Origin of the sequence: Pseudomonas sp. PAMC 26793, assembly GCF_000313235.1 — a bacterium.
Lineage (GTDB): Bacteria > Pseudomonadota > Gammaproteobacteria > Pseudomonadales > Pseudomonadaceae > Aquipseudomonas > Aquipseudomonas yamanorum.
In genome coordinates this window covers 42,180-62,418 of the sequence record NZ_AMXG01000029.1, presented here as the reverse complement: position 1 = coordinate 62,418, position 20,239 = coordinate 42,180, and the positions used below count along the sequence as shown (strand labels likewise).

The 20,239-nt window shown below is 61.1% G+C and carries 24 protein-coding genes; 7 read left to right on the top strand and 17 right to left on the bottom strand.

The features are described 5' to 3' along the window. The first annotated feature begins 197 nt into the window (after positions 1–197). On the top strand, positions 198–1,313 hold the full coding sequence (locus D109_RS0112220) for a Gfo/Idh/MocA family protein (RefSeq protein WP_017477142.1): 1,116 nt from the start codon (positions 198–200) through the stop codon (positions 1,311–1,313). Between the two features lie 204 nt (positions 1,314–1,517). Here the strand turns inward: D109_RS0112220 and D109_RS0112210 are convergent, their stop codons facing one another. Further along, the gene (locus D109_RS0112210; protein WP_003219728.1) at positions 1,518–2,423 is read right to left on the bottom strand and encodes a hypothetical protein; all 906 of its coding nucleotides are present in this window, start codon (positions 2,421–2,423) and stop codon (positions 1,518–1,520) included. Between the two features lie 368 nt (positions 2,424–2,791). Here D109_RS0112210 and D109_RS0112205 point away from each other — a divergent pair, with 368 nt between their 5' ends. Both D109_RS0112205 and D109_RS0112200 read left to right on the top strand, forming a co-directional pair. Further along, a complete protein-coding gene (locus D109_RS0112205) occupies positions 2,792–3,475 on the top strand; it encodes a response regulator transcription factor (RefSeq protein ID WP_003219726.1) in 684 nt (227 codons plus the stop codon). Further along, on the top strand, positions 3,453–4,850 hold the full coding sequence (locus D109_RS0112200) for a cell wall metabolism sensor histidine kinase WalK (RefSeq protein WP_017477141.1): 1,398 nt from the start codon (positions 3,453–3,455) through the stop codon (positions 4,848–4,850). The genes D109_RS0112205 and D109_RS0112200 overlap by 23 nt, the downstream gene beginning before the upstream one ends. A gap of 125 nt (positions 4,851–4,975) precedes the next feature. Here D109_RS0112200 and D109_RS0112195 read toward each other — a convergent pair whose 3' ends face one another. Genes D109_RS0112195 through D109_RS0112185 form a run of 3 tightly spaced genes read right to left on the bottom strand, consistent with a single transcriptional unit; the run spans position 4,976 to position 7,240 of the window. Beyond that, the gene (locus D109_RS0112195; protein WP_017477140.1) at positions 4,976–5,392 is read right to left on the bottom strand and encodes an SRPBCC family protein; all 417 of its coding nucleotides are present in this window, start codon (positions 5,390–5,392) and stop codon (positions 4,976–4,978) included. 29 nt (positions 5,393–5,421) lie between these two features. Continuing rightward, complete coding sequence (locus D109_RS0112190; protein ID WP_017477139.1) at positions 5,422–6,219, bottom strand: SDR family NAD(P)-dependent oxidoreductase; 798 nt, start codon at positions 6,217–6,219, stop codon at positions 5,422–5,424. Between the two features lie 16 nt (positions 6,220–6,235). Then, complete coding sequence (locus D109_RS0112185) at positions 6,236–7,240, bottom strand: aldo/keto reductase (RefSeq protein ID WP_017477138.1); 1,005 nt, start codon at positions 7,238–7,240, stop codon at positions 6,236–6,238. A gap of 117 nt (positions 7,241–7,357) precedes the next feature. Between D109_RS0112185 and D109_RS0112180 the strand changes: the two genes are divergently transcribed. Next, positions 7,358–8,251: a LysR substrate-binding domain-containing protein gene (locus D109_RS0112180; RefSeq protein ID WP_017477137.1), complete on the top strand. Its 894-nt coding sequence runs from the start codon at positions 7,358–7,360 to the stop codon at positions 8,249–8,251. A gap of 423 nt (positions 8,252–8,674) precedes the next feature. On the opposite strand, the gene D109_RS1000000132795 is transcribed toward D109_RS0112180, so the two are convergent. The 5 genes from D109_RS1000000132795 to D109_RS0112155 form a co-directional block, all read right to left on the bottom strand. After that, entirely contained in the window at positions 8,675–8,884 is a 210-nt protein-coding gene (locus D109_RS1000000132795; protein WP_081585340.1) for a YXWGXW repeat-containing protein, read from the bottom strand. Positions 8,885–9,281: 397 nt separating this feature from the next. After that, positions 9,282–9,758 carry a periplasmic heavy metal sensor gene (locus D109_RS0112170; protein ID WP_017477135.1) on the bottom strand — a complete coding sequence of 159 codons (477 nt, stop codon included), beginning with the start codon at positions 9,756–9,758 and terminating at the stop codon, positions 9,282–9,284. Continuing rightward, positions 9,755–10,186: a hypothetical protein gene (locus D109_RS0112165; RefSeq protein ID WP_017477134.1), complete on the bottom strand. Its 432-nt coding sequence runs from the start codon at positions 10,184–10,186 to the stop codon at positions 9,755–9,757. The genes D109_RS0112170 and D109_RS0112165 overlap by 4 nt, the downstream gene beginning before the upstream one ends. Continuing rightward, complete coding sequence (locus tag D109_RS0112160; RefSeq protein ID WP_017477133.1) at positions 10,183–10,764, bottom strand: RNA polymerase sigma factor; 582 nt, start codon at positions 10,762–10,764, stop codon at positions 10,183–10,185. The genes D109_RS0112165 and D109_RS0112160 overlap by 4 nt, the downstream gene beginning before the upstream one ends. Positions 10,765–10,811: 47 nt before the next feature. Next, entirely contained in the window at positions 10,812–11,132 is a 321-nt protein-coding gene (locus D109_RS0112155) for a YXWGXW repeat-containing protein (RefSeq protein WP_017477132.1), read from the bottom strand. Between the two features lie 269 nt (positions 11,133–11,401). Between D109_RS0112155 and D109_RS1000000134595 the strand changes: the two genes are divergently transcribed. Then, positions 11,402–11,545: a hypothetical protein gene (locus tag D109_RS1000000134595; protein ID WP_167410160.1), complete on the top strand. Its 144-nt coding sequence runs from the start codon at positions 11,402–11,404 to the stop codon at positions 11,543–11,545. 4 nt (positions 11,546–11,549) lie between these two features. Here the strand turns inward: D109_RS1000000134595 and D109_RS0112150 are convergent, their stop codons facing one another. After that, entirely contained in the window at positions 11,550–11,798 is a 249-nt protein-coding gene (locus D109_RS0112150) for a DUF1652 domain-containing protein (RefSeq protein ID WP_017477131.1), read from the bottom strand. Positions 11,799–12,042: 244 nt separating this feature from the next. Here D109_RS0112150 and D109_RS0112145 point away from each other — a divergent pair, with 244 nt between their 5' ends. Then, complete coding sequence (locus D109_RS0112145; RefSeq protein ID WP_017477130.1) at positions 12,043–12,987, top strand: diguanylate cyclase; 945 nt, start codon at positions 12,043–12,045, stop codon at positions 12,985–12,987. Between the two features lie 287 nt (positions 12,988–13,274). On the opposite strand, the gene D109_RS0112140 is transcribed toward D109_RS0112145, so the two are convergent. The 5 genes from D109_RS0112140 to D109_RS0112120 all read right to left on the bottom strand — a co-directional run bounded on the left by D109_RS0112140 (position 13,275) and on the right by D109_RS0112120 (position 16,133). After that, positions 13,275–13,535, bottom strand: a complete 261-nt coding sequence (locus tag D109_RS0112140) for a hypothetical protein (RefSeq protein ID WP_017477129.1) — start codon at positions 13,533–13,535, stop codon at positions 13,275–13,277. 4 nt (positions 13,536–13,539) lie between these two features. Continuing rightward, positions 13,540–13,986 (bottom strand): GNAT family N-acetyltransferase, encoded by a 447-nt coding sequence (locus D109_RS0112135; protein ID WP_017477128.1) that lies wholly within the window; start codon positions 13,984–13,986, stop codon positions 13,540–13,542. Positions 13,987–14,076: 90 nt separating this feature from the next. Then, the gene (locus tag D109_RS0112130) at positions 14,077–14,976 is read right to left on the bottom strand and encodes an AraC family transcriptional regulator (protein WP_017477127.1); all 900 of its coding nucleotides are present in this window, start codon (positions 14,974–14,976) and stop codon (positions 14,077–14,079) included. 36 nt (positions 14,977–15,012) lie between these two features. Continuing rightward, a complete protein-coding gene (locus tag D109_RS0112125) occupies positions 15,013–15,708 on the bottom strand; it encodes a fumarylacetoacetate hydrolase family protein (protein ID WP_017477126.1) in 696 nt (231 codons plus the stop codon). 95 nt (positions 15,709–15,803) lie between these two features. Further along, complete coding sequence (locus D109_RS0112120) at positions 15,804–16,133, bottom strand: hypothetical protein (protein WP_017477125.1); 330 nt, start codon at positions 16,131–16,133, stop codon at positions 15,804–15,806. Positions 16,134–16,346: 213 nt separating this feature from the next. Between D109_RS0112120 and D109_RS0112115 the strand changes: the two genes are divergently transcribed. Next, a complete protein-coding gene (locus D109_RS0112115; RefSeq protein ID WP_017477124.1) occupies positions 16,347–16,892 on the top strand; it encodes a hypothetical protein in 546 nt (181 codons plus the stop codon). A gap of 63 nt (positions 16,893–16,955) precedes the next feature. On the opposite strand, the gene D109_RS0112110 is transcribed toward D109_RS0112115, so the two are convergent. Next, positions 16,956–17,594, bottom strand: coding sequence for a hypothetical protein (locus D109_RS0112110; protein WP_017477123.1), 639 nt, complete (start codon positions 17,592–17,594; stop codon positions 16,956–16,958). Positions 17,595–17,704: 110 nt separating this feature from the next. Continuing rightward, complete coding sequence (locus tag D109_RS0112105) at positions 17,705–20,194, bottom strand: TonB-dependent siderophore receptor (RefSeq protein ID WP_026077914.1); 2,490 nt, start codon at positions 20,192–20,194, stop codon at positions 17,705–17,707. Positions 20,195–20,239: the final 45 nt, after the last annotated feature.

The following is a 20,239-nucleotide window of genomic DNA, read 5'->3' as shown; positions in this document are numbered from 1 at the left end:
GAGGGAGCTTGCTCCCGCTGGAGTGCGCAGCGCTCCCAGGCTTTTTGGGGCCGCTGCGCAGCCCAGCGGGAGCAAGCTCCCTCGCCACGGGGTGAAGGGTGACCTTCGAGAATGAATTTTTATTCTACGTATTGAGTTTTGAGAATATTTATTCCATAAATAGCTTTCTCAAAACAATAATTCGAAGGAACCCGGCTATGCGCGAACTCGGAATCGGCCTGATTGGCACAGGTTTTATGGGGCGTGCCCACGCCCTGGCGTTCAATAACGCACGGGCGGTGTTTGAACTGCCGGTGAAGCTCACCCTGGCCGCCCTGGCCGATGCCGATACCGAGCGCGCGACACGCTGCGCCGCAGACTGGGGGTTTGCCCAGGCCCATGGCGACTGGCAGCAGTTGATTGACGATCCCAAGGTGGATGTTGTCGCCATCACTACTCCCAACCATTTGCACTACCCCATGGCCATGGCTGCACTGGCGGCGGGCAAGGCGGTGTATTGCGAGAAGCCGCTGGCGGTGAGCCTCGAACAGGCGGCCGCCATGCGTGATGCAGCGAGCAAGGCCGGGGTGGTGACGCGGGTGGGTTATAACTATCAGCACAACCCGATGATTGGTTTGGCCCGGCAGTTGATCGCCAGTGGTGAGTTGGGAGAGATCATCAGTTTTCAGGGGGAATTCAGCGAGGACTTCATGGCGGATGCATCGTCGCCGTGGTCGTGGCGCTGTGAGGTCGGGCATGCCGGCGGTGCCTTGGCGGATTTGGGCAGTCACTTGCTGTCCATGGCGCGGTACCTGGTGGGGGATGTGCTGAGTGTGTGCGCCGATACGCAGACGGTGCATGGCCAGCGGCCTGCTACGGCGGGGAGTGAAACACTGCGGGAGATTGCGGTGGATGACCAGGTGCATGGGTTGCTGCGCTTTGCCAATGGTGCGCGGGGGACGGTAAGCAGCAGTTGGCTCAAGCATGGGTATAAGAATCACCTGAGCTTTGAGATCAGCGGCACCCGGGGCACGTTGTTGTTTGATCAGGAGCGGTTGAATGAATTGCAGCTGTTTCGGGTTGGGCAGGATGGGTTTCAGCGGTTGCTGGCGGGGCCTTCGCTGGCCGGGTATGCGGCGTTCAGCCCGGCGCCGGGGCATCAGTTGGGGTACAACGAGTTGAAGACGCTGGAGGTGCATGAGTTGGTGATGGCGTTGGCTGGCAAGGGCAGCGACGGGACGGATTTTGCGGCTGCTTGGGAGGTTGAGCGGTTGGCCACGGCGATTCGGGTGGCAGCCAAGGAGGAGCGGTGGGTCAGGCTGAATGAGGTCTAAATGTGGGAGCGGGCTTGCTCGCGAACGCGGTGGGTCAGCCACTGCATCTGGCGACTGACACACCGCTTTCGCGAGCAAGCCCGCTCCCACATGGGGACCGAGCAAGACTCAGGATCAGTGCATGAAGATCGCGATCAGGATGATGACCGGGATAGGCACACCGAGGAAAAACAGCAGTAATGAGCGCATGAGGTTCTCCTTGAATTAACGAACGGAAGTGGTGTGGGGAGTGGTTTCCAGGTACACCACGGCATCCCGGCGACGACCGCCAAAGGTTGCAGCGAGGCTGGCGAAAAACGCACCGATCAACAGCGCCACGAAGGTCCACAGCGAGGTGTAGGCAGCCACTTTTGCAGCCGTGTCGGCAGCCTGCTTGGCTTTCAACTTGGCATCATCCAGCGCTTTTTGAGCCTGGCCATAGACTTGGTCAACACGCGCCTCGGCATCGGCCTGGCTGAGGTTGGTACGCTGGCTGATCAACTGTGCAAGGTACGCACGGTCTTCAGGCGCCAACTGACCGTTGTTGCTCACGGTGCGAGCGAAGATGCGGGCGACCACACCGTGCACGGCGTCATCACTGACGGCTGCCGGGCGATCATCACGGAACAGGCTGTCGACGTAGTAACCGAAGTCTTCGCCCTTGGAGGCTGCGCCAGCCACCTGGCTCATGCCACTGACGGCACCCGATGCCACACTGGCACCGGCCTTCACACCACCGCTGACTACACTGCTGACCGAACCGACGATCAGCACCGCCGTCACCAGTGTCGCCACGGCCCAGGCCAGGAAGCCATGGGCGGTGTCGCGGAAGTACACCTCATCGCCGTGCATATTGGCCCACTTAACCCGCAGGCGACCGGCGATGTAACCGCCCATCCCCGACGCGATGATTTGCGTAACCGCCAGCCAGACAATGGTGGAAATGCCAAGCCCTTTGGCGCTGATACCACTGTCGGCCCACGGCGAAACCGCCGAAAAGCCCAGGCCGAAGCCCAGCAGTACCAGGATCAAGGACAGCGCAGCCGCGGCGGCAGCCCCGGCAAAGATCGCGCCCCAGGAAACCCCGGAGAGCGTGCTCGACTCTTGCAGCGTGGATGAGGATGTGATCATTGTTGTTTTGCTCCAGGCATGAAAAATAGTGTTACAAGTCTCAAAAGGGACAGTGCAGGCGACGTGCCAGAAGCCATTAAATTAAAACTTCATATATTTCAATTAGTTAAGTAATTTGAACTAATTTAAACCATGCAACTTGCAAGAAATGCCCTGGCGCGGCGGGCGTAATGCATTCCTTGTAGGAAACAACCCTTGAGCAAGCGGTGGCCTGCAAAAAATCCTACATGCACAGCCTTCGTTCAGATTCAGCGGGGTAAGGTGAATTGTGTGGTTTGTACCTACATAAATTTTTATTTAGGAAGCGCGCTATCATTTCTTGGCAAAATGCCCGCACTTCAGTGTGAATCGCTCACCAGGTAATCCTTATGACCCGCATTTTGACCATCGAGGACGACGCCGTAACGGCCCGCGAGATCGTTGCAGAGCTGAGTAGCCATGGACTGGACGTAGACTGGGTAGACAATGGCCGCGAAGGCCTGGTCCGTGCCGTCAGCGGTGATTACGACCTGATCACCCTCGACCGCATGCTCCCGGAACTGGATGGCCTGGCCATCGTCACCACCCTGCGCACCATCGGCGTATCCACACCGATCCTGATGATCAGCGCCCTCTCCGACGTGGATGAACGGGTACGCGGCCTGCGCGCCGGCGGTGATGACTACCTGACCAAACCGTTCGCCTCCGACGAAATGGCCGCCCGCGTCGAAGTGCTGCTGCGGCGCAAAAGCACGGTCAAGGAATTCGAAACCGCCCTGCGCGTAGCGGATCTGGAACTGAACCTGATCAGCCGTGAAGCCAGTCGCGCCGAACAACCCCTGAGCCTGTTGCCGACGGAATACAAGCTGCTGGAATTCCTGATGCGCAACACCGGGCAAATCCTCTCGCGGATGATGATCTTCGAGGAGGTCTGGGGTTATCACTTCGACCCAGGCACCAACCTGATCGACGTGCACATTGGTCGCCTGCGTAAAAAAATCGACCCGCCGGGCCTCACGCCGCTGATCCGCACGGTACGAGGCTCCGGGTATGTCATTGCTGAACCCCTCTAAAGGCTGGCGCTCCTCCAGCAGCCGGCTGCTGGCGCTCTACAGTTCGTTGTTCGTGGCCTGGAGCTGCATCCTCATGGGTGTGCTCTACTATGAGGTGTCCGGTTACCTGGGCGACCTCTCGCGCCACTCCCTGATGCAGCGCCAGCACCTGTTCCAGCGCTTTGACGGCGAAGAACTGGTGGAAGCCCTGACCACCAGCATGACTTTCGACATGAAGGGCGTTGACGCCTACGGCCTGTTCGACGACCAGTTCAACCCCATCAGCGGCCCGATCCGCGTGATACCGCCGGACCTGCCAATGGACGGGCACATCCACGCCCTGGCCAACTGCATCGACTCCGACGATCCGAAACTGCCCCGCGACAGCTGCGACGCCGTGGCCACCCACACCGAAGATGGCCGCTGGCTGATTTTGGTGCGCGCCAACGGCTCGCTGTTTGGCGTGACCCGGATCATCCTGCACGCCTTGCTGTGGGGCATCACCCTGACGATCATTCCCGGGGCCGCGGGTTGGCACCTGCTGCGCCGGCGCCCGTTACGGCGGATTCGCGGGATCCAGGCGAGTGCCGAAGCCATCGTGGCCGGCGACCTGACCCACCGTTTACCGTTGTCAGACCGACGCGACGAACTGGACATGCTGGCGGCCATCGTCAACGCGATGCTCGACCGCATCGAGAAGCTGATGAACGAGGTCAAGGGCGTGTGCGACAACATCGCCCACGACCTGCGCACCCCGCTGACCCGCCTGCGGGCGCAGCTGTACCGGATCCAGCAGCAGGCCGATGAAGACGCACCCCACGCCCTGCAACTGGACGCGGCCATCGCCGAAACCGACACCTTGATGGCGCGCTTTCGCGGCCTGCTGCGGATTTCCGAACTGGAAGACCATCAGCGTCGCTCAGGCTTTCTGGTGCTTGATCCCCTGCCCTTGCTGCAGGAACTCCACGACTTCTACCTGCCCCTGGCAGAAGAAGGCCAGATGGAACTGCTGCTGCAAGTGCCGGACTCGTTGCCCTGGATCACCGGTGACCGCGCGTTGCTGTTCGAAGCCTTGGCCAACCTGCTGAGCAACTCGATCAAATTCACCCCACCGGGCGGCGAAGTGATTTTGCGCGGCGTGAACGATGCCGGCAGCACCCGCATCGAAGTGCTCGACTCCGGCCCCGGGATTCCGGCAGCGGAACGGGCTGCGGTGTTCCAGCGTTTTTATCGAGTGGACGAAGGCAATCAACAGCAAGGCGGGTTTGGCTTGGGACTGTCGATTGTGGCCGCGATCATCAACCTGCACGGTTTCAAACTGGAAGTCGGCAGCAGCGAACGAGGCGGTGCGAAGCTGATCCTCGAATGCCGCCAGCAGCTGATGCCTGAAGCCTGAGCCTGAAGAACACCACAAAACCAATGTGGGAGCGGGCTTGCTCGCGAATGCGGAGTGTCAGTCAACCCATCTGGCACTGATCCACCGCATTCGCGAGCAAGCCCGCTCCCACATTTGATCTTCATTCAGCCTGGGAAATTGCCCCGCAGCGCTTCCAGCCCGCCGCTGTAGACACCGCTGAACAACTCCTCCACCGCCGCATCCGTCACACCGGCCACCGGGGTAAACACACCCGACCAGGTGACCTTGGCGGTGCTGTCCGTCAACGCCTCAACCTTCAACGTCGCCAGGTACTCACTCACCGGAAACGGCGACTCGCTGATGGAGTAGCTGTAAGTACGTGCCGCGTTATCAAAGCGTTGCAGCCGCTCCACCACCACACCACCATCGGCCGTTTGCAGATGGCGCACACGGCCGCCTTCACTCGGCTCGCTCTTGGCGATAAAGGGCAGCCAGTCCGGCAGCGAGTTGAAGCCGCCGACCAATTGCCAAACCTGTTCGGCCGAAACCGGGATTTCAATAACAGCAGATGCTTTTGCCACGATTAACACTCCAAACCATTCAAGAAAAATCAGATCGCCATGCTGTCGACAACACCGCCGTCGACCCGCAATGCGGCACCGGTGGTGGCAGAGGACAGCGGTGAAGCAATGTACGCCACCAGATTCGCCACTTCATCCACATCTGCTGCGCGCTGGATGATCGACGTCGGCCGCGCATTGCGCACAAACACATCCGCCTCGTCCCGCGCACTGCGCCCGGACTTGGCCACGGCGTCCTTGAGCATGTGCTCCAGGCCATCGGTGAAGGTCGGCCCCGGCAGGATCGCATTGACCGTCACCCCGGTGCCCGCCAGGCGTTTGGCCAAGCCATGGGACACCGCCAGGTTGGCGCTTTTGGTGACGCCGTAGTTGATCATGTCGGCGGGCGTTGCCACACCCGATTCCGACGATACAAAGATCACCCGGCCCCAGCCCTGCTCGACCATGCCCGGCGTGTAGTGCCGCGACAAACGCACGCCGGAGATCACGTTGACCTCGTAGAAACGCGTCCACTCACTGTCGGGGGCGTCGAAGAAATCGACGTCGTTGAAGATCCCGAGGTTGTTCACCAGGATGTCGGCCCGCGGCTCGGCGGCGAACAGCTTTTCCGCGCCCTCGGCCGTGCCCAGGTCTGCCACCAGACCACGCAGCTCAGCGCCGGGGACTGCCTGGCGAATCGTCGCCAGCGCCTCGTCGACCTTGCCCGATTCACGCCCGATCACCACCACCGTGGCGCCGGATTGCGCCAGGGCTTGGCTGATGCCCAGGCCAATCCCGGCGGTGCTGCCACTGACGATTGCGACTTTGCCACTGATATCAATTTTCATGTTCGCGTTCCTGTGGTTAGAGCGGCAGCGGTGCACGAGCCGAAATCAATCGGGCGTCGCGCAGGGCCTGCCAAAAGGCTGCGGGAATCTTCTCTGACAACGCCGCGACGTCTTCAGCAATTCGACCCGGACGACTGGCACCCGGAATCACTGCCGCCACTGCCGGATGGGCCAGGGAGAATTGCAGTGCAGCGGCTTTCACACTGACGCCATGAGCAGCGGCAATCGCCTTGATCTGCTCGACCTTGCTGATGATCGCCGGGCTGGCTTTCTGGTACTCAAAATGCGCACCGCCCGCCAGGATGCCGGAGCTGTACGGGCCGCCGACCACGATTTCGACGTTCTGCGCCAGGGCCGCGTCCATCAGGCGCTGCAAGGCACGTTCGTGGTCGAGCAAGGTGTAGCGACCGGCGAGCAGGAAACCGTCGGGCTGGGCTTCGGTCAGGTCCAGGGTCAACTCGCACGGCTCGACACGGTTGACGCCCAGGCCCCAGGCCTTGATCACACCTTCTTCACGCAGGCGGGTGAGCACTTTGAAAGCCCCAGTGCGCGCCTGATTGAAGTAGTCCAGCCATTGGTCCCCGTAGAAGTCCTGGGCGATGTCATGAATCCATACGATGTCGAGGCGATCCGTTTGCAGGCGGTTGAGGCTGTCTTCGATGGAACGCAGGGTGGCGTCGGCGCTGTAGTCGTTGACCATCTTGTTCGGCCGGCCGTGCTCGAACACACCGCTTTTCTCGCCAAGATCGCGGGCGCTTTCTTCCACTTCATCGAGAATCAGGCGGCCGACTTTGGTGCTCAGTACATAGTCGTCACGGTTGTACTTCGACAGGGCCTGGCCCAGGCGAATTTCCGAGAGGCCCGAACCGTAGAACGGTGCGGTGTCGAAGTAGCGCACGCCCTGGTTCCAGGCTGCTTCAACGGTGGCTTGCGCCTCTTCTTCCGCAATTGCGCGGAACATGTTGCCCAATGGGGCGGTGCCAAAACCCAGCACGCCGGGCAGTTTGTCTTTCAAGCTCATGGGTGAATCCTCAAGATTGTTCAAGGTCGCTGTGTTGACCGTTGAGCAGATCCTAGATTGCAGAGATCGGACCGTCCAAGACATACTGCGACCAACTTGAGTCCCTACAGGTCTTACATGATCGATTTCCGCCAATTGCGCTACTTCGTTGTAGTCGCTGAAGAAGAACACGTGGGGCGTGCTGCCGAACGGTTGCACATATCCCAATCGCCCCTGAGCCGGCAGATCGCGCAACTGGAAGAGCGCCTGGGCCTGACTCTGTTCGAGCGCAGCCAACAGCGCATCCGCCTGACCCGCGACGGCCAGACGTTCCTCGCCGAAACCAAGGCCCTGCTGACCCACGCCAACCGTCTGGAATCCCTGGGCCGGCGACTGGGCAAAGGTGAAGAAGGCGGGCTGTGCATCGGCTACATCGAAAACGCCATGCACGCGGGCGTGCTGCCCAACGCCTTGAAAGTCTTGCGCGACGCGCGGCCCAACGTGCATATCGCGCTGTACAACCTGCCCTCCGCCGAACAGCTGGAAGGCCTACGCCAACGCAGCCTCGACATCGCCCTGGTGGGTGAACCACCGGCGGCGGATGACCCGGACCTGATCGCCCTGCAAGTGCTGGACGACCCGATGTTGCTGGCGCTGCCCGAGCATCATCCGCTGACCAGCCTCAGTGAACTGCTGCCTGAGCATCTGGCCGAGCAGCAATGGATTGGCGTGCAACGCAAACCCGGGGCAAACCCGGCGGATGACTTTGTTGCGGCGTGCATTCGTGCAGGGTTTACCCCGCAGATTCCGATGGAAGCCAGCGAGCCGTTTACCGCGTTGGGATTGGTGGCGTCGGGGTTGGGTGTGGCGATGGTGCAGAAGGGTCTGAGCCGCAATGCACCACCGGGCGTGGTGCTGCGGGAACTGCCGTGGCTGACCTATACCACGCCGCTGTGGGCGGCGTGGCATCGGATCAATCTGCGGCCGTTGGTGGAGACGTTCAGGAAAGTCCTGACAGAGCCCCTGGCATGACGCTCGCCAATAACCGGACATGCCGCTCACGGGCGAGCAGACTATCCGTTAGTAGTTGATCTGAGGTCGCCCAGTCGTTTCAGCGGATTCGGCGTTGGGCCGTTTCGCTCGGACCTGTTCCTGCTGGTCATCATCCTGACCGCCCCCAAAAGCAGCGATCGCGTCGAAGGAATTGGACTGGGCCATACCGGCTTGTGAAGATTGAGAGTTGTTAATACTGGACAAAATATTCACCTTGATTTTGCTTAATGGAGTGTGAAGCAAAACCTTTGTGGTACTCCGATACATTCAGTTCCACAGGGAGCTCATGTGGGAGCCGGGCTTGCCCGCGATGCAGGCACTCGGTCTGTCAGTCAGACTAAGGCGATGCCATCGCAGGCAAGCCACACAGGGTTTCAGTGTCGCCGTTGAACGTGTGGTGGATCAGTAGCGCCAATGCCCCGGCACCCATAACCACTGTCCGTTCCCCCAGCGATAGTGCCCCCGCACCCACTGATACCCCGGCGCCGGTGCCACCGGCACTACTTCAATCAACGGCGGCGGACGACGCGGATGAACAGGTTCGACAATACAACCGGACAACGCAGCCGCCATCAACGTGGCGGCCAGCGTGGCCTTGAATATGCGGGACATGGCACGGTTCCCCAATGAGACTGGCCTTCGCCTGAGTGGCGGGCCTACCCGGGTTAAACGCGGCCAACCGGGAAAATCCGTCGCCCGTCTCGGTGATTAATGCTCGTTCCCACGCTCTGCGTGGGTACGCATCCCGTGACGCTCTGCGTCACCACTGCGCAAGACTTGAACCTTGCTTCGCCAACTGGACGCAGAGCGTCCGGAGCGGCATTCCCACGCAGAGCGTGGGAACGATCTTCAGTGGCTCTTGGCGACCTTAATGCTCGTTCCCACGCTCTGCGTGGGCACGCATCCCGTGACGCTCCGCGTCACCACTGCGCAAGACTTGAACCTTGCTTCGCCAACTGGACGCAGAGCGTCCGGAGCGGCATTCCCACGCAGAGCGTGGGAACGATCTTCAGTGGCTCTTGGCGGCCTTGCCCTTCGCCTGCCCCTTCATATACAGCGCTTCCACCAACCGCTGGCGTTCATCCCGGGGCAAGGTGCTGGCGAACTGTGCAAGGGTGTTGTCCACCAGCGCCCGGAGCGCCATGTCCGCCTCCCGGGCCTTGCCCAGATCCGTCACCAACGCCGCACGATCCAGGGTCGGCGCCTCCAGTTGCTTGATCACGTCCAGCCGCGCCTCACGCCCGGCGAGCACCAGCGGCTGGCTGTCGGCGCGGTTCTGGCGCAGCAGTTGGCGCAATTCCTTGCGCCGCTCCGGCGGCAGCTTGACCATCGCCTGGCGCAGGCCATGCTGGTTCACCACCGCTTCGGCGGGCTTGGCATTGGCCAGCCAGTGGTACAGGCCACCGCCGACACCACCGATCAAAAACACGTTGAACAACACCGACACAACCAGCAGCGGCTTCAGGTACTTGGGTGACGGGGTCATTGCTCGCTTTCCTCGGCGTTGACGGTGAAGACGACGTCGGCGTCGCCCTGGTCGAAGACACTGGGCAGTACTTCAGGACCGAGCGTGGGCAGCGGTACGCTCAAGGACGCCACCAGGATGCCGGCGGCAATCCCGGCGATGCCCACGCCGACGAAGCCGGCGGGCGATAGCCAGCCGGCGTAGCGTGCCCAAAAGGACTGGCGCTGGGGGAACGACTGGCGAATCTGCCGCGCCAGCGCCGGGTCGACGGGCGCCAGTTGATAGGCGTCCAACTGGCCATCGAGCCATCGCGCCTGGTGCAGTACCTCGAGTGCGCCGGCATCGCCTGCGTCCAGCAGTGCCTGGGCCTGTGCCTGTTCGGCACGGGGCCAACGGTGCAGGTGGCCGCCGTAAGCCTCGGCCAGTTGGGCAAATCGTTCGGGCGTCATGGTTTTCCCCTTCCTGGGCGGGCGGGCCCGGGTGTGTCGTCAAGGTAACTGCGCAGGTTGCGCCGGGCCCGTGACAGCAAGCTCTCCAGTGCCTCGACGCTGATGTTCATCAGCGCCGCAGCGTCGATATTCGACAGCTCTTGATAGTACTGCAGCACAATCGCCTCGCGCTGGCGATCAGGCAGCGACGCCAGCGCCGCCGCCATATGCTCACTGCGGGCGGCGGCTTCCAGCTGTTCATCGGGGGCTGGCGCGCTGTCCAGCACTTCGTTCATGGCCTCGTCGTCGTGCAGTGGGCGCTCCTTGCGCCGACGCAAATGGTCATGGCACAGGTTGAGCACCACGCGGTGCAACCAGGTGTCGAAACGCGCTTCGCCGCTGCGCCAGCTCGCAGCCTGGCGCCAGATACGCAGGAAGCTTTCCTGGGCCACGTCCCTGGCCTCGTCGGCATCCCCGAGGATCCGACTGGCGAGCGCGAGCAAACGCGGCAGTTTGCGCGTCACCATTTCGTTGATGGCCGCCGGTTCGTTGTTACCGATGCGGGCCAACAGCTCAACGTCCGGATCAGTGTCTTTCAATAGGGCAAGTCTCGGTCCGGTGGCTAAGGGTCAGGTTGACGGGACGGTCAGCGGACCCAGTGCCCTTCGATCCAGTACCAGTTGGGGCCGCGTGATTCCCAGTGGCCGGGTTCCCAGCGGGCGTTGCGCATGACCGGCTGCCAATGGCCCGGCACCCACACATAGCCACGTCCTTGATAACGCCAATGCCCGCGGTCCCACACATAGCCGGGGCGCCCCATGGGAACCGCCTCGACACGCATCGGCGGAGGTGCATCGCGGATGATCACTTCGGTCTGGGCAAAGGTCGGCGTGCTGACCAGGGCGGCCAGTGCCAGCGGGATCAACAGGGCATAACGTAATTTGGCCAGCGGTCGTGCAAGTCTCATGACAACTCCTTCATCGGCGATCGCCAGTGATCGCAGCTGTAGGGTTGAACGGCGGGTGTCCGAATAATCCGTCGCGACAAAAACAACTTTTTTCGCGACCGTTCAGGACGGCAGACAGGGTCAGTATTGCGCAGGGTTTGCGGGGGGTTGATGAAATATACAAAAAGCTGCGACGGATTTGGCCAGGCGGTTGCGTTCAAGGGTTAACCGCTAGCAATCAGCAAGCACTTTTGTCGATTGGCAGCGTTCACTACCTTGAGGAAATCACCATGACCCGTCGAATTTCACTGCTGGTTGCCGCAGTCCTGCTCATGAACCTTGGCGGTTGCGTATTCCTGCCTGGCCACCGTGATCACTGCTGCTGGCGCGGTTACGGGGTGGTCACGACCCCGACAGCACAGGCCATTTCCTGAGCCTCTAGCTGACCGCCGCAAACCCTCTGCGCCCGGCCTTGATCTCGGTGCGCAGTTCGCCAATCAGGTTTGAGATGGAACGGATGCTGTCCAGACCCTGGGGCGACACGCGGGTCAGCAGCAGGTCGACGCGCCCGGACGCCGGGTCGAAGATATTGATGCGCAGCGAACCATCGCTGTTCAATGAACAGTCACAGGCGAGCGGCAGGAAACCGGACTCCATGATGTGGCGAAACTCGGCTATCGAGACCATGCGGGCACCCTTCGCTGGACCAGACTCGGTGGACGTGATCCGTCCAGGGTAGATGAGCTTTTTCAACCTGCCGGGGAATTCAGTCAAAAGTGATACCTGGTACTCAATTTGCCTGGAATCGCTGGCCGGCTGACGCCAGAAAAACCACACCGACACCTCTCATCCGATGCCGCGGGAAGCGCTTGATTCCTGGCGATGATGGCCAGATGCTATGGTCTTTTTACCGCCCTCAAGAGCATCCCCCATGAGCATCGAACCTCTGATCGAACCCGACAGTGCCGTGTACAAGACGTTGCTCGAATCCACCAAGGCCATCCCTTGGCGCATCGACTGGGCAACCATGACTTTCAGCTACATCGGCCCGCAGATCGAGGCGCTGCTGGGCTGGACGCCGCAGAGCTGGGCCACCGTCGATGACTGGGTGGAACGCATGCACCCGGACGACCGCGAATACGTGGTCAACTTCTGCGTCTCCCAGTCCCGCGCCGGGGTCGACCACGAAGCCGATTACCGGGCGCTGACCGCCAGCGGCGAGTACGTGTGGATTCGCGACGTCGTGCACGTGGAGCGAAAGGACGGCGAGGTGCAGGCGCTGATCGGCTTCATGTTCGATATCAGCGAGCGCAAGAAGACCGAGGAACACCTGATCCGCCTGCAAAAACAGTTGGAGGAATATTCGTTCCAGGACGGCCTCACCGGTATCGCCAACCGGCGCATGTTCGACACCGTGCTGGCGCGGGAATGGACCAGTGCCCAGCGCAGCCAGTTGCCGCTGTCGTTGATCCTGTTGGATATCGACTATTTCAAGCAGTACAACGACCTCTACGGGCATATCAAGGGTGATGAATGCCTGCGGCAAGTGGCGCATACGCTCTCCCGGGCAGCCAACCGGCCACGGGACTTCATCGCGCGTATCGGCGGTGAGGAGTTTGTGTGGTTGCTGCCGGAAACCGATGCCGAATCCGCCCGCCGTGTGGCCGAACGCTGCCTGCACCTGATCCGCCAGCAGCAGATCGAGCACGGGCATTCGGCGGTGTCGAACCTGCTGACATTGAGCCTGGGGGTGGGCACTTGCACGGTAAAGCCGGGCAGCGCGGCGCTGGCCTTTGTCGAAGCCGTCGACAAGTTGCTGTACCAGGCCAAGCGCAATGGCCGGATGCGCGCAGAGTTTGCCGACGTAGAGGATTGATACAACCCTCAAATCGCGGACAAAAAAAATCCCAAGTAGCTGATGGAGACTTGGGATTTAAAAATGCATAAACCGTGGGAGGTGAACGCCCGGCTATATTACCGAGCGGCAAAACTTGTAACAAGATAATTTTCAACCTTTCGTCGGATTAAAAAAGCGCTAAGTCATTCAATAACCACACATTTTTAATGGATCCGATTATTGGAAGTGCCACTTTTTGGTGCAATAACGCCCTGCATTAAACACACTTGCGCGGTTTAATTCCGCGATAAAAATAAGGTTATTGATTAGAAGTGCGTGGGCTTCTTCAAATAATGCTCAAACAGGTGTTTGCAGGGATCCACCAACACAAGTTCGTTCTGAGCCGTGCCGCGCGAAACGCTGGCTGCCTGGCGGCATAACGCCAGGCGCTCCGCCGCCTCTTCCCGCTGCCGGTCTACCTGGGCATTGAGCCGAACGAAATAGGCCCCCAACAACACTGCGACACACAGAACCCCGACGACAAAATAGCGGAAGGCGTTGGATTGAGGGGGTTCCAGCTCACTCATACACTCATTGCACCTTGTGTTTCTGATAGCGAACGTCGTCGCCCTCAGTCGTGCCGACCACCGACCAGCCAAGCCGTTGGTAAAAACCATTGGCCCGGATCTGTTGGCGCCCGTCAGTGGTCAGGAAGAGCGTGTCGTGGCGGTCGAACAGCGCCGCCTCCGCCACCGTCATCAGTTGGCGGCCCAACCCGAGGTTTTCGTGGGACGGCAACACAAACAGCGCGAACACCTCGCCTTCGGCAAGATCGACCATTGAAAACCCCACAGGCACACCGTCCACTTCGGCCAGCCACACACAGGGCGCTTCACCCATGCAGTCAGCGACGACCTGCGGGGTAATGCCCAGCTCAGCCATCTGCTCGCGGCTTAGATGGTTTTGCACCACCGCGGTGCGAATATCGAAAATAGCATTGATATCGCCCGGCGTTGCCAACCGTATAACCGTACCCATGTGCACCGCCTCCCGATGAGACGCTCAATTGTATGTAAATTGAAACACATCGGTTGTGTTGGATTTGTAAAACACTCAACGGATTGCGCGTTAATCCTGCTCACGCCGCCTGAACTGCCCCGGCGCGAGCCCGTGGGCCTTGCGAAAACACCGGGAAAAATAGGCCTCGTCGGTAAACCCGCAGCGGTGCGCAATTGCGCCGATCATCTGCGGGCTGTTGAGCAGCAGCGTGCGCGCCAGTTGCATGCGCCGGTCGAGCACCAATTGCGAGAAGGGTTTGCCGGTTTCCTTGCGCAACAGGTGGGTCAGGTAGTTGGGTGACAGAAAGGCTGCCGCCGCCGCATCGGTCAGGTTCAGCGACGGCTCGTGCAAATGCTCACGGATGTAGCCTTGCACCCGAGCCAGAGCGTCCTTGCGGCCACGGCGGGTGGCGTTGTTGGCGGCGAAGGCCTGGAGCGGTTCGGCGTACTGCTGGCATACCAGCCCGATCAGCTGGAACAGGTACCCCTTGAGCCGCTCCCGGGCGCCGAAGCTGCGGTGGGCGTCGAGGACGCGCATGTGTTCCAGCCAGGTTTTGACTTCCTCGAATGCAGCGTCTTCAAGGATAAAGTCCAGCTGTTCCTGGAAGCGGAACGGCGACAGTTCCGGGGCCTGGCCGATGGGAATGTCTTCCAGGTCCAGCGGGTCGCAGGTCAGTTGCGGCAGGAAAAAGCCCTGGCTGAAATTGATCAGCATGAAGTCGCCGTCTTCGGGATGGGGAATCACGTGCAGGCGATGGGGCAGGATAAAGGCCAGGGCCTTTTTCGGGAACGGGCGCACCGCGCCGCCGATGTGCTGCACGGTGTCGCCGCCCAGGTTGATCTGGATCTGGAAGTATTCGTGGCGATGGGGACTGGTCAGCGCCGCCCTGCCCCGCTTGTCGCGGATGTAGAAGTCGGAGCGGTCGCTGCGTTGTTCCATGCCATAGGTGGTGATGCGGGTGCCGGGCATACGTACTTCTCGGAGGGCCTGGGCACCACTGTAGCGTCAACCCTGGCCGAGGGTGAAGCTCAGCTCGGCCAGGCCGTCGATCCCGGCGGTCACCACATCGCCCGGCTGCAAGGCGCCGACGCCTGCCGGGGTGCCGGTGAAGATCAGGTCGCCAGCCTTCAATGCCACCGATTTGGAAGCGTGGCTGATCACCTCGCTGACCGACCAGATCTGGTCCGCCAGGTCGCCCACCTGGCGTTGCTCGCCATTGACCTTGAGCCAGATACGCCCGCTGACCGGATGGCCAACGGCGCTCACCGGCTGCAACGGGGTGCAGGGTGCCGATTCATCGAAGGCCTTGGCCCATTCCCACGGCCGCGACAGTTTTTTCGCCTGGGCCTGGAGGTCGCGGCGGGTCAGGTCGATGCCCAAGCCGTAACCCCAGATATGCGCAAAGGCGTGTTCCGGGGCGATGTCCACACCGCCTTTGCCGATGGCCACCACCAACTCGACTTCATGGTGCAGGTCGGCGGTCAATGGCGGATAGGCGATCACGCCCTCGGCAGGCACCACGGCATCCGCCGGTTTCATGAAAAAGAACGGCGGCTCGCGGTCGGGGTCGTGGCCCATTTCGCGGGCATGTTCGCTGTAGTTGCGCCCGACACAGAACACCCGACGCAGGGGGAAGCGCGCGTCGTCGCCGTGGATGGCGAGGGATGGAGTTTCGTTGGGAGTGATGACGTAGCGGGTCATGGCATGTGCCTCTTCGGTTACCTGGGGCCAGTATGCGGACTGGCCTCAGGGCGAAGTTGGACAGGCTTACGCAGATTTTGTACTGGGCGGTGCAATCATTTACGCGCCAGCTTGTAGCGCAAACAGTCCTGATAAAAACTCTGGCGAATCACCTCGGGCTTGACCCGCGAGCGGCTGTCGTAGGTCTGCTCGGTGATGCCCATGGCCATCATGTGCATCCAGGGCTTCTTGAACTGGTAGGTCTTGAGCTTCTGGCGCGCGGCGTACAGCGAGACGCCCGACAGCTTCAATTCCTGGGCCCGGGCTGCGGTGCCCGCGCCCCAGCTGCACATGTACTTGTCGTTGTCCCGCAGCTCCCGTGCCTCAACCGAAACCGCCCCGCCCGCCATTGCGCAGGCGATCAGCATGATTCCAACATTGCGCATTTGCATCCCGCCTAACCACCTGAAAATAAAAGCGATTTTGGCGAGAATTTTGTTACAAAGGGGCCAGCAAATTGCCTTCTCGATGATTTTTCCGGCAGGTACCAGGGCCAAGAGGCTACGCATGCCTTAAGGCCTTTTGCCACTATTTGTTGCCGACCTGCCAGTGTCTGACGATAATCGCCGCGCTCTCCCACACTCACGCAAGGAAACGCCGTGAAAAAGCTTCTACTGTTGACCCCATTGCTCGCGCTGCTGTTGCAAGGCTGCGGCGTCACCATGACGCAATACGAGCCGAACTTCGACAACGTCCAGGTCCTCAAGCACGCAGCGCCGCTGCAACCCGTCAGCAATGCCCAGGTGACGGCCGCGTCGGGCGAAGGCTCGTTGTCCGTACGTGCCAACCCGATCCGCTCGCCCAGTGGCAGCATCCCGGCGCATATCCAGGCTGCGATCACCCAGGAACTGCAACTCGCAGGCCTGCTGAACCCGCAAGCGGAACGTCATCTGCAAGTGCTGGTGGTGAAGAATTCGCTGTCGGCAGGCATGGGCTCCGGCCACGGCACGCTGGCCGCGCGGTTTACCCTGCTCAAGGGCAATGACGTGGTGTACGACGCGACCAAGGAAGTGAATCACACCTGGTCCAGTTCGTTCTTCGGGTTCATTGCGATCCCGAATGCCGCCAACGCCTACAACCCGATGGTGCGGGATTTGCTCAAGTCGTTGTACAGCGACCCGCTGTTCATCAAGGCGCTTAAGTAAGGCCCAGGCTGCGAGGGCGGGATCACCCTGCCCTCGCAGCTGTTTCAAACCTTCAGTTACGTGTCACGCCCGTGGCACGCCGGCATCCAGTGCCGAATACTTCAGGTTATTGCCGTCGACCATTTGCTTGAGCAGGGCATTGACCTGGCGGGTGAAGGTATCGGTCACCGCCTCTTTCGGCGTGTTGGCCATCAACGGGATAAACCAGATACCCATCCAGGTATTGATCGAGTCGTGGTTGGTGCCGGTGCTCAGCGCCTGGCCTTGTGGGTCCACCGACTCCAGCTTCATGGTGTACTGATCAGTACCCAGCGCCGGGATGATGGTGAAGGTAAAGCCGCTGATAAACGCCAGTGCCAGTTGGCCGCCACCCGGTGGATGGTTGTAGACCTTCAGGCGCAGGCTGTAATCCCCGGGCTGCTTCTGGAATTCATCCAGGGTCACGCGCCCGAACAGGCCGGAGTCGGTCAGGACTTTCTGCAGCTGTGGCTTGAGCATGTCCCGCGCTTGTGGAACTTCGGCAGCGGCGGCGTTTGTCGGCTCGCCCTGGTAGAACTTGAAGTCTACATAGACGTTCGGTTTGTTGGCGTAGCTGGCCTTCGATGGCAGCGTGACGGGGGCTACTTCGTCCTTCGTGAAGCTGGCGCAGCCGCCCATCGACAACGTGATCAGGGCCAACCCCAGCATTTTTCCAATGTGCATTACGACTTCCTTAGTGAATGGAGCGTCTCCATGGCCGGAGTTGCTGGGGGCGGATGATAAAGAGTGAGCACCGATGTTAAAAGGCCATCCTCCATAAAATAATCTGCCGATTACCACTGATACGTCGCGCTGGCCTGCACGGTGCGCTGTGAGCCATACCAGCACCACGAGTAGGAATAGCAGGACGCGACGTACTCTTTATTCGCCAGGTTGGTGGCGTTCACCGCCAGGCGCAGGTTGTCGCCCTGGCGGTTGATGTGCGGGATGTCGTAGTGCACCGCTGCGTCGAACAAGGTGTAGCCCGGTACCTTCAAGGTGTTGGCGGTATCGCCCCATGACGAACCGACATACCGCGCACCGGCCCCCACACCGAAGCCCTTCAACGTGCCGTCATGCAGGGTGTAATCCGCCCAGGCCGATGCGGTATGACGCGGTACGGCATAGGTGGTAGTGCCTTCGGCAGCCACGGCCGGGCCGACGCCGATGTCACTGATGGGCGCATAACGCACGGTGTTGTTGGACTTGCTGATGCGGTTATCCAGGTAGGCGTAGGCCGCCGTGATATCCAGGTTGTCGTTCAGGCTGGCCTTGCCTTCCAGTTCAAACCCGCGGGATTGCACCTCGCCGTCCTGGATCTGGCAGCGCGAGCCGTTGCACAGGTGGGAAGCGTCCGGATCCAGTGTCGGCACGTTGGTCTGGCGCAGGTCGAAGATGGCCGCCGTGATGAAGCTGTTGCTGCCCGGCGGCTGGTACTTGATGCCGATTTCGGTCTGCTTGCCTTCAGTCGGTTGGAACGTTGAGCCGCCGTAGCCCGTGCCGGATTGCGGCTGGAAGGATTCCGAATAGCTGACATACGGCGCCAAGCCATTATCGAACAGATAGACCAGGCCCAGGCGGCCAGTGAAGGCTTTGCTGTCCTGGCTGGATTTGGTCTTCTTCCGGGTCGTCATGGTCAGGGTGCTGTTGTCGGTGCTGGCCCAGTCATAACGCCCGCCCATCAACAACACCCACTTGTCCCACTTCATCTGCTCTTGCAGGTACACGCCAGTCTGCTCGCTGCGCGAGGTCGCGTCGCTGGTGTAGGCCGGTACCGGCACGGCCGCGCCGTAGACCGGGTCGAAAATATCCAGCGTAGGGCCTGCGGTGTAAACGCCGCTGCCCGACTTGGTGTCAGTGCTGGTGTTCTGGTAATCGGCGCCCATCAGCACGGTGTGCTGCAACGGGCCGGTGTCGAATTTGGCCTGCAACTGATTGTCGAGGGCGTAGGCGTCGATGTTCACGTCGCTGGCGGTGGTCGAGCGCCGGATGGTGCGGTAATCGCTCTCCAGGTAGTTGCTGTAGAGGCTGCGGTACTGCCCTTCGCTGCGCAGGTAGCGGGCATTTTGGCGCACGGTCCAGACATCGTTGAAGTGATGCTCGAAGGCGTAGCCGATGGAGTAATACTCACGGTCACTCTTCTCGAAGCTTTTCTCGCCGTCGTAGAAATCCACGTCGATCTTGCGCCCGGTCGGGCTGTGCAGCACCGAGCCCCAGGCCGGCATCGAACCGTAGGACGCGCCTTTGGGGTCCTTCTGGAAATGCCCGAGCAAGGTCAGCGACGTGTTGTCGTCCGGGCGCCAGGTGAAGGCGGTGGACAGGGATTGACGACGGGTTTCGGTGTGAGCGATCTGGCCGTCGGCATCGTCGAACAGGCCGGCGACACGGTAGGAATACACGCCTTGATCGTCCAGCGGGCCGCTCAAGTCAAAGGTGGTGCGCTTCTTGTTGAAGGTGCCGTACTCGACGCCGACTTCATGGAACGGCGTATCCAGCGGGCGCTTGCTGACCATGTTGATCACGCCGCTGGGGGTGCCCTGCCCGTACAGCACCGACGCCGGCCCGCGCAGCACTTCGACACGCTCCAGGTCGAAAGCGTCTTTTTGCGGCAAGGCATCCCGGCTCGAAGGCATGCGCAGGCCATCCAGGTAGGTTGCCGGGGTGAAGCCACGGATGGTCAACTGGTCGAGACGCGAGGCGGTGGAGCCACGGGTTTCCGGGATCACGGCGGCGCTGTAGCGCAGGATCTGGTTGAGGCTTTCGGCGTTCTGCGCGCGCATCTGGTCTTTGGTGACCACCGAGATCGACTGCGGGGTTTCGATCAGCGCGGTGTCGGTCTTGGTACCCGACAGGCTGCGGGTGGCCACGTAGCCAGACACCGGGCCGGTGGGGCTTTCCGACTGGTACGCGCCGCTGATGGTGGTGGCCTGCAACTCCATGGCGCCATCGGTGTGCGGGATGGCTTCGAGGCGGTAGCGGTTGTCGGCAATCTTCAGCGCTTGCAAGCCGCTGCCGGCCAACAATTGGCCCAGGGCGGCGTCGGTGCTGTACTGCCCGCTCAGGCCATTGCTGCGTTTGCCGCGGGTCAGGCTCGAATCAAAGGCCAATACCAGGCCCGCCTGTTCGGCGAGGCTGTTGAGGGCCTGGCTCAGGTCACCGGCGGGAATGGAGAACGCAGCGCTTTCAGCCGCGTAGGACGCTTGAACGGTCAGCAGGGGTACGGCGGCAAAAGCCATCGCCACTGAAAGGGCCAGTGGCGGTAAGGGACGAGCAAGGCGCGACATGAGAAGTCCTGGGAAATGGGGGTTCTATTAGTCATGACGGCCATG